The 6,511-nt window shown below is 62.9% G+C and carries 6 protein-coding genes; all 6 read left to right on the forward strand.

The features are described 5' to 3' along the window. The coding region (locus Q0349_RS13665) for an aconitase family protein (RefSeq protein ID WP_298081568.1) at positions 1-186 on the forward strand (186 nt) is incomplete at its 5' end. Further along, positions 183-809 carry a 3-isopropylmalate dehydratase small subunit gene (gene leuD / locus Q0349_RS13670; RefSeq protein ID WP_298081569.1) on the forward strand — a complete coding sequence of 209 codons (627 nt, stop codon included), beginning with the start codon at positions 183-185 and terminating at the stop codon, positions 807-809. The genes Q0349_RS13665 and leuD, both read left to right, overlap by 4 nt. Further along, complete coding sequence (leuB, locus tag Q0349_RS13675; RefSeq protein ID WP_298081570.1) at positions 806-1,900, forward strand: 3-isopropylmalate dehydrogenase; 1,095 nt, start codon at positions 806-808, stop codon at positions 1,898-1,900. The genes leuD and leuB overlap by 4 nt, the downstream gene beginning before the upstream one ends. 91 nt (positions 1,901-1,991) lie before the next feature. Further along, a complete protein-coding gene (locus tag Q0349_RS13680; RefSeq protein ID WP_298081571.1) occupies positions 1,992-5,426 on the forward strand; it encodes a FimV/HubP family polar landmark protein in 3,435 nt (1,144 codons plus the stop codon). A gap of 2 nt (positions 5,427-5,428) precedes the next feature. Beyond that, positions 5,429-6,226 (forward strand): tRNA pseudouridine(38-40) synthase TruA, encoded by a 798-nt coding sequence (gene truA, locus Q0349_RS13685; protein ID WP_298081572.1) that lies wholly within the window; start codon positions 5,429-5,431, stop codon positions 6,224-6,226. Beyond that, positions 6,213-6,511: NAD(P)H-hydrate epimerase (locus Q0349_RS13690; protein ID WP_298081573.1), on the forward strand; the 299-nt coding region annotated here is incomplete at its 3' end. The genes truA and Q0349_RS13690, both read left to right, overlap by 14 nt.

Raw genomic sequence — 6,511 nt, forward strand, 5'->3', positions numbered from 1 at the left:
TGCTCGATGTGTCTGGCGATGAACGCCGACCGCATTCCAGCGGGCAAGCGCTGCGCCTCCACCTCGAACCGCAATTTTGAAGGGCGGCAAGGACAGGGCGCGCGCACCCATCTGGTCAGCCCGGCAATGGCAGCCGCAGCGGCGGTTGCCGGGCGCTTTGTTGATGTGCGGGAGTGGTTGGCATGAAGGCGTTTACCGTTGAACGCGGCGTATTAGCGCCGCTCTTTCGCAGCAATATCGACACCGACGCGATTTTGCCGAAGCAGTATTTGAAGCTCATCAGCAAGACGGGTTTCGGTCAGTATCTTTTCGATGACTGGCGCTATCTGCCCGACCGCGTCCCCGACCCGGCGTTTATCCTCAACGAAGCGCGTTACCAGGGGGCGAAATTCCTGCTCGCCGGGGCGAATTTCGGCTGCGGTTCCTCGCGTGAACACGCGGTGTGGGCGCTCGATGAATACGGCTTCCGCGCCATCATCGCGCCATCGTTCGGCGACATCTTCTATAGCAACTGCTTCAAAAACGGCGTGCTGCCCGCGCAAGTCAGCGCCGCCGACGCCGAAGCGCTGCTCGCGGCGACGCAGGCGGCGGAGACGGCGGAGACGGTGTCGATTGAAGTCAATCTGGACACGCAGACCATCCAATGCGGGGCGGCGAGTTACCCGTTTACAATTGATAGCTTCCGCAAACACTCGCTGTATCATGGCCTCGACGACATCGGGCAAACGCTGCAACACGCCGACGCTATTCGCGCCTTTGAAGCGCGGCACCGGCAACAATTTCCCTGGCTTTTCAAGGAGCAAACATGAAAAACATCCTCCTCCTCCCCGGCGATGGCATCGGCCCGGAAATCATGGCAGAAGCGGAAAAAGTCCTGCATTTATTACAAGAACAGGCGGAGCTGGCGGTCGCGCTCGATTACGCCGACCTCGGCGGTTGCGCGGTTGATGCCACGGGCGAACCCTACCCGGAAGCGACCCGCACCAAAGCCCGCGCCGCCGATGCGGTGCTGCTCGCCTGCGTCGGCGGGCCAAAATGGGACAATCTCCCGCGCGCGCAACGCCCGGAAACCGGCCTGCTCGCCATCCGCGCCGATTTGGGACTATTCGCCAACCTGCGCCCGGCACACGTCATGGACGCGCTGATAGACCGCTCCGCGCTCAAACCCGAACGGGTGCGCGGGCTGGACATCCTCATCGTGCGCGAACTCACCGGCGGCATCTACTTCGGCCAGCCGCGCGGCATCGAAACCAACGCGGCGGGCGAACGCGAGGGCTACAACACCCTGCGCTACAACGAAAGCGAAGTGCGCCGCATCGCCCGCGTCGCCTTTGAAGCGGCGCGTGGCCGGCAAAAACGCCTCTGCTCGATTGACAAAATGAACGTGCTGGAAAGCTCGCAACTGTGGCGGGAAACCGTGGAAGCCGTCGCCGCCGACTACCCCGACGTCGCGCTGACGCATATGCTGGTCGATAATGCCGCGATGCAGCTCGTGCGCGATCCGCGCCAGTTCGACGTCATCGTCACCGGCAACCTCTTCGGCGACATCCTCTCCGACGAAGCCTCAATGCTCACCGGCTCGATTGGCCTGCTACCGTCTGCATCCTTGCGCGACGACGGCGTCGGCCTGTTTGAACCCGTACACGGCTCCGCGCCGGACATCGCCGGCAAAGGCATTGCCAACCCTTACGCGATGCTGCTCTCACTCGCCATGCTGCTGCGCCATTCACTTAAAGAAGACAGTTTGGCGTGGTTGCTGGAAAACGCCGTCAAAGAAAGCATCGCGCAGGGATACCGCAGCGCCGACATTGTTGCAGACGGGCAACAACCATACGGTACCGCCGCCATCGGCGATGCCGTCTGCAATTACCTGGAAGCAGCATTATCACGGGGTTGGTAAAACATTACTTGCTTGTATAACAACTGCTGCTATAATCTCAATGTTGTTTTTATGATACCGCCGTAGATGCAATACGGCTCAGGAGCACAAAATGAACAGGAATCAAACACCTGCACGTCTGCGCCACACCGTTGCACTGGCAGTCGGTCTGGGGTGCAGCAGTGCCGCCATCTCCATCGGCCTCGGCCCTATCCACGTCAACTCCAGCATTGGCCAGCCGATGAGCGCCACCATCCCGGTAGATGGCATGACTGCCGCTGCCGCCAAAGGTGCAACCGTTCAGCTTGCCAGCCCCGCGGCCTATCGCGCCCAGGGCGTAGAACTGCTGCCCATCCACAAAAAACTGCGCTTCAGCCTGGTACCGTCTGGCAAAGGATACGTCATCCGCGTCACCAGCACCGCCACCATCCGCGAGCCGTTCGTCAACTTCATGCTGACCATCAACAGCAACGGCAGCACCGTCACCCGCGAATACGCCGCCTTCTTTAACGCCGACCCGCTCAACCCGAACGCTGCCGAACCGATGGCCATCATCGAAAAACCGACCCTGGCGGACAGCGACAGCAAAGGCAAGAAAAAAGGCAAAAAAGACAAAGCCGAAAACAGCGAACGCGAACTGCTGCCCATCGGCGAACCCGAATCACGCAGCGCGCTGGCAGACAACCGCAAGGCGGCAAAAAGCGAGCCCGTACTGGCGAACCCGAAAAAAGACAAAGAAAAAAACAAAAAAGACAAAGCCAAAGAAAAAGAACAACTGGCTGCGCGCAACAAGGCAGCAGCGCCCTTGCGTGCGGCCAGCGCCGACAGCGAAGGCTGGGGCGGACACGACCTTGCCACCCAACCCAAACAGGCGCGGCCGGCACTGGCCGACCGTGGCAACAACGACAACGACAACGGCGACGGTGGCTACTCCTACTACTCCGCCTCGGTCAAACCGGGCAGCATCCCGGTGGGCAGCAAATACGGCCCGGTCAAATCAAACGAAACCCTGTTCTCCATTGCCAACGCCGCGCGTCCGTCCGAATCCGTCTCCATCCAGCAGATGATGCGCGCCATCTACGATGCCAACCGTGGCTCCTTCGCCCATAACGACATGGGCAACCTGATGGTCGGCAGTACCCTTACCATCCCCGATCCGGGCGCCGCTGCCATGCCTGCCGCCAAAACCGAAATTGCCGACAACGGCGCCAAGGCCAAAGCGGAGGCGAAAAAAGCCGAAAAAGCGGCAAAAGACAAGGCCGATGCCGCCAAAGCCGCCGCTGCGGGCGCAGCCGCTGCCACCGCCGACAACGCGCTGGCACAAAACGACGCTGCCGAAGCCAAAGCAGCCACCGACACCCCGGCAGTCGCCACCGAACTGGCACAAAACAACAACGCTGGCGACCAGGACAACAAAGCCGCCGCGCCCGCACCCGAGGTGGCGCAAAACGATACCCCCGCTGCCCCGGCAACTCCCGAAAATGCCGCGGAAAACGCCCCGCTGGATAGCAATGCGCTGACCCTGGACGGTGCCGACACCCTCGTCGCCGCCAACAACCCGCAACCGAAACCGCAACCCGACGCCAGCCCCGAACCCGAACCGGTTGACCTCACCGCCGACAACCCGGCGCCGGAAGTCGCCGCCAACGATACCCCGGCAGACACCGTTGCCGTACAACCCGAACCCGTTACCCCGCCCGCACCAGCCGAAGAAACCCCGCCGGTGGAAGTCGCCAGCAACGACGCCGCACCAGCACCGGCCGCGCCTGCTGTCGTGCCGGAAATGAAGAGCGAAACCATCGCTGCGGTTGCCCAGGAAAAACCGGAAGACAAAATCTCCAGCGGCCTGCCGTTGCCGCTGTTGGCCGCTGCAGGCACCGGCGTTCTCGCCCTCGGTGGTGCCGCCGCCTTCATGCTCGCCAAGCGCAAACGCCGTGACGACAGCGACGAAGACAGCATCGAAGAATTTAGCGCGGCAGACATCGAGCGTCTCGCCGCCGAAATGGACAGCAGCGAAAGCCAAAAAATCGGCGACAAAGTCGGCGAAGTCAAAATCCGCAACGCCGCCCCCGCTAGCACCGACGTGGACGGACTGGAACGCTTGGATGCGCAACTCTCCGAACTGGACGACCTCAACAAAAAATTCTCCGGTCTGCCCAAATACCGCGACGAATACGACGACGGCGAACCGCACTCCGCCGACGAACTGCCGGACGACTTCTTCAAAGACCTGGAAATCCCGGAAGACGAACCCGCCGCACCGGTCGCCGCCGTGGCAGGCAACGACCGCGCGAAACAGGAGCCGACCGCGATTGCCGTACCGCCTGCCAGCGACAGCGACGAAGACTACGACTTCTTCAACGACCTTGAAAAACTGTCCGCCGAAGACGAGCCCGCAGCTCCGCTGAAAAACGGCAAGGACCACACCGCCAAAGCCGAGCCGCACCTTTCCGCCGCGCCTGCTGCCGAAGCAGAAGACAGCTTTGACGACTTCCTCGCTTTTGCCAGCGAAGACGCGCCTGCCGCTAAACCGGCGGCCAAAGCCGAAGCCACCCCGGTCGCGGAAGAAAAAGACGACTTTGATGACTTCCTCTCCTTCGCCAGCGACGAAGAACCCATCGCCCAACCTGCGGCGAAAGCCGAAACCGCGCCTGTTGCCGAAGAAAAAGATAACTTTGACGACTTCCTCGCTTTCGCCGAAGAAGAACCGGCAGCACCCGCTACCAAAGCGGAAAACAAGGTAGAACACGCCGACAAAACCGCCGCCGAGCCGGAAGACGACTTCGACTTCCTCTCCTTCGCCGAAGAAGAGCCCGCTGCCCCGGCCAAACAGCCCGAAGCGGTCAAAGCCGAACCCGCTCCAGCTGCTGACGCAGGCGACGACTTCGACTTCCTCTCCTTCGCCGAAGAAGAGTCCGCTGCCCCGGTCAAACAGCCTGAACCGGCCAAAGCCGAACCCGCCCCGGCTGCCGACGCGGGCGACGATTTCGACTTCCTCTCCTTCGCCGAAGAAGAACCCTCCGCCCCGGCCAAACAGCCCGAAGTGGCCAAAGCCGAACCCGCGCCAAAAGCCGCAGACGATGCAAAAGAAGCCGAAAAACCGGCGGCACATCACACCGTGGTCAGCGACGCGGTCGTCATCGCCGCCGAACCTGCCGCAGAAACCCAAAGCGATGCGCTCGATTTCTTCGCGCTGGAAGACGAACCGGCACGCTCCCCCGAAGCGGCCGCCCCGGTTGCCGCCGCTGACGATGACGAAACCCTCGACTTCTTCAGCGACAACAGCAGCAACAGCGAAACTGTCGCTGCCGCCAAAGCCGAACCGGCACCCGCTGCCAAACCTGCCCCGGCTGCCACCGTCGCCCCTGCCGCCTCGGATGCCGACGTGGACGTGGAAGCGATGGAAATCAACCTCGACATGGCGACCTCCTTCATCGTCATGGGCAAGGCAGAAAAAGCACGCTCCTGGCTGGACGAAGTCCTCGAATCCGGCAGCGAATCACAAAAAGTCCGCGCCCGCAGTATGCTGGCACAACTCGACAAATAACCATGACCACACGCTATGCCGTCGGCCTTGAGTACGACGGCACGCAATATGCGGGCTGGCAGCGCCAGCCCTTTTTTGCGTCCACCATCCAGGAACAGGTCGAACGCGCCCTGGGGCAAGTCGCCGCGCACACGGTGGAAACCACCTGCGCCGGGCGCACCGACGCGGGCGTACACGCCACCGCGCAAATCATCCACTTCGACAGCGACGCCGTGCGCAGCGACTTCGCCTGGCTGGCAGGCGGCAACCGCTACCTGCCCGCCGACATCCGCCTGCAATGGATACAGGCCGTCCCCGCCGACTTCCACGCCCGCTACAGCGCGCGCGAACGCCACTACCGCTACCTCATCCGCCACCACGCGCAACCCTCCGCCCTGTGGGCGCACCGCTGCCACTGGCACAAAAAAGCGCTCGACGCCGTCGCGATGCACACTGCCGCGCAGGCACTCATCGGCGAACACGACTTCAGCGCCTTCCGCGCCGCCGAATGCCAGGCAAAAAGCCCGTGGCGCTACATCCGCTGCATCGACGTGCGCGAACGCGGCGGCTGGCTCGCGGTGGACATCAGCGGCAACGCCTTCCTGCACCACATGGTGCGCAACATCGTCGGCACGCTGCTCGCCGTCGGCGATGGCCGCCGCAGCACCGCCTGGCCGGGCGAAGTCCTTGCCAGCCGTGACCGCCGCTGCGCAGGCGTCACCGCGCCCGCGCACGGGCTCTATCTCCACGGCGTCAGCTACCCGCCGGAGTACGCGCTGCCCGCCTTCCCGCCCGCCTGGATACCCGATGAATTTCAATGAATTGCTGCCGCTGGCGAATGCCGACGACATCCGCCGCCTTGACCGCCTCAGCTGCGAACGCCAGGGCATCAACGCACTACAACTGATGGAGCGCGCCGCGACGCGCTGCACCGCCAAACTGCTGGAACTCTACCCGGATAACCACCACTGGACGGTAGTCGCAGGCGCGGGTAACAACGGCGGCGATGGCCTCGTCATCGCACGCCAACTGTTCATGCGTGGCGACCGCGTACACGTCTATCGCCCGCAACACCGTCCCTGTGGCGCCGACCACGACGCCAACGC

This window comes from uncultured Cardiobacterium sp. (assembly GCF_938028185.1).
Lineage (GTDB): Bacteria > Pseudomonadota > Gammaproteobacteria > Cardiobacteriales > Cardiobacteriaceae > Cardiobacterium.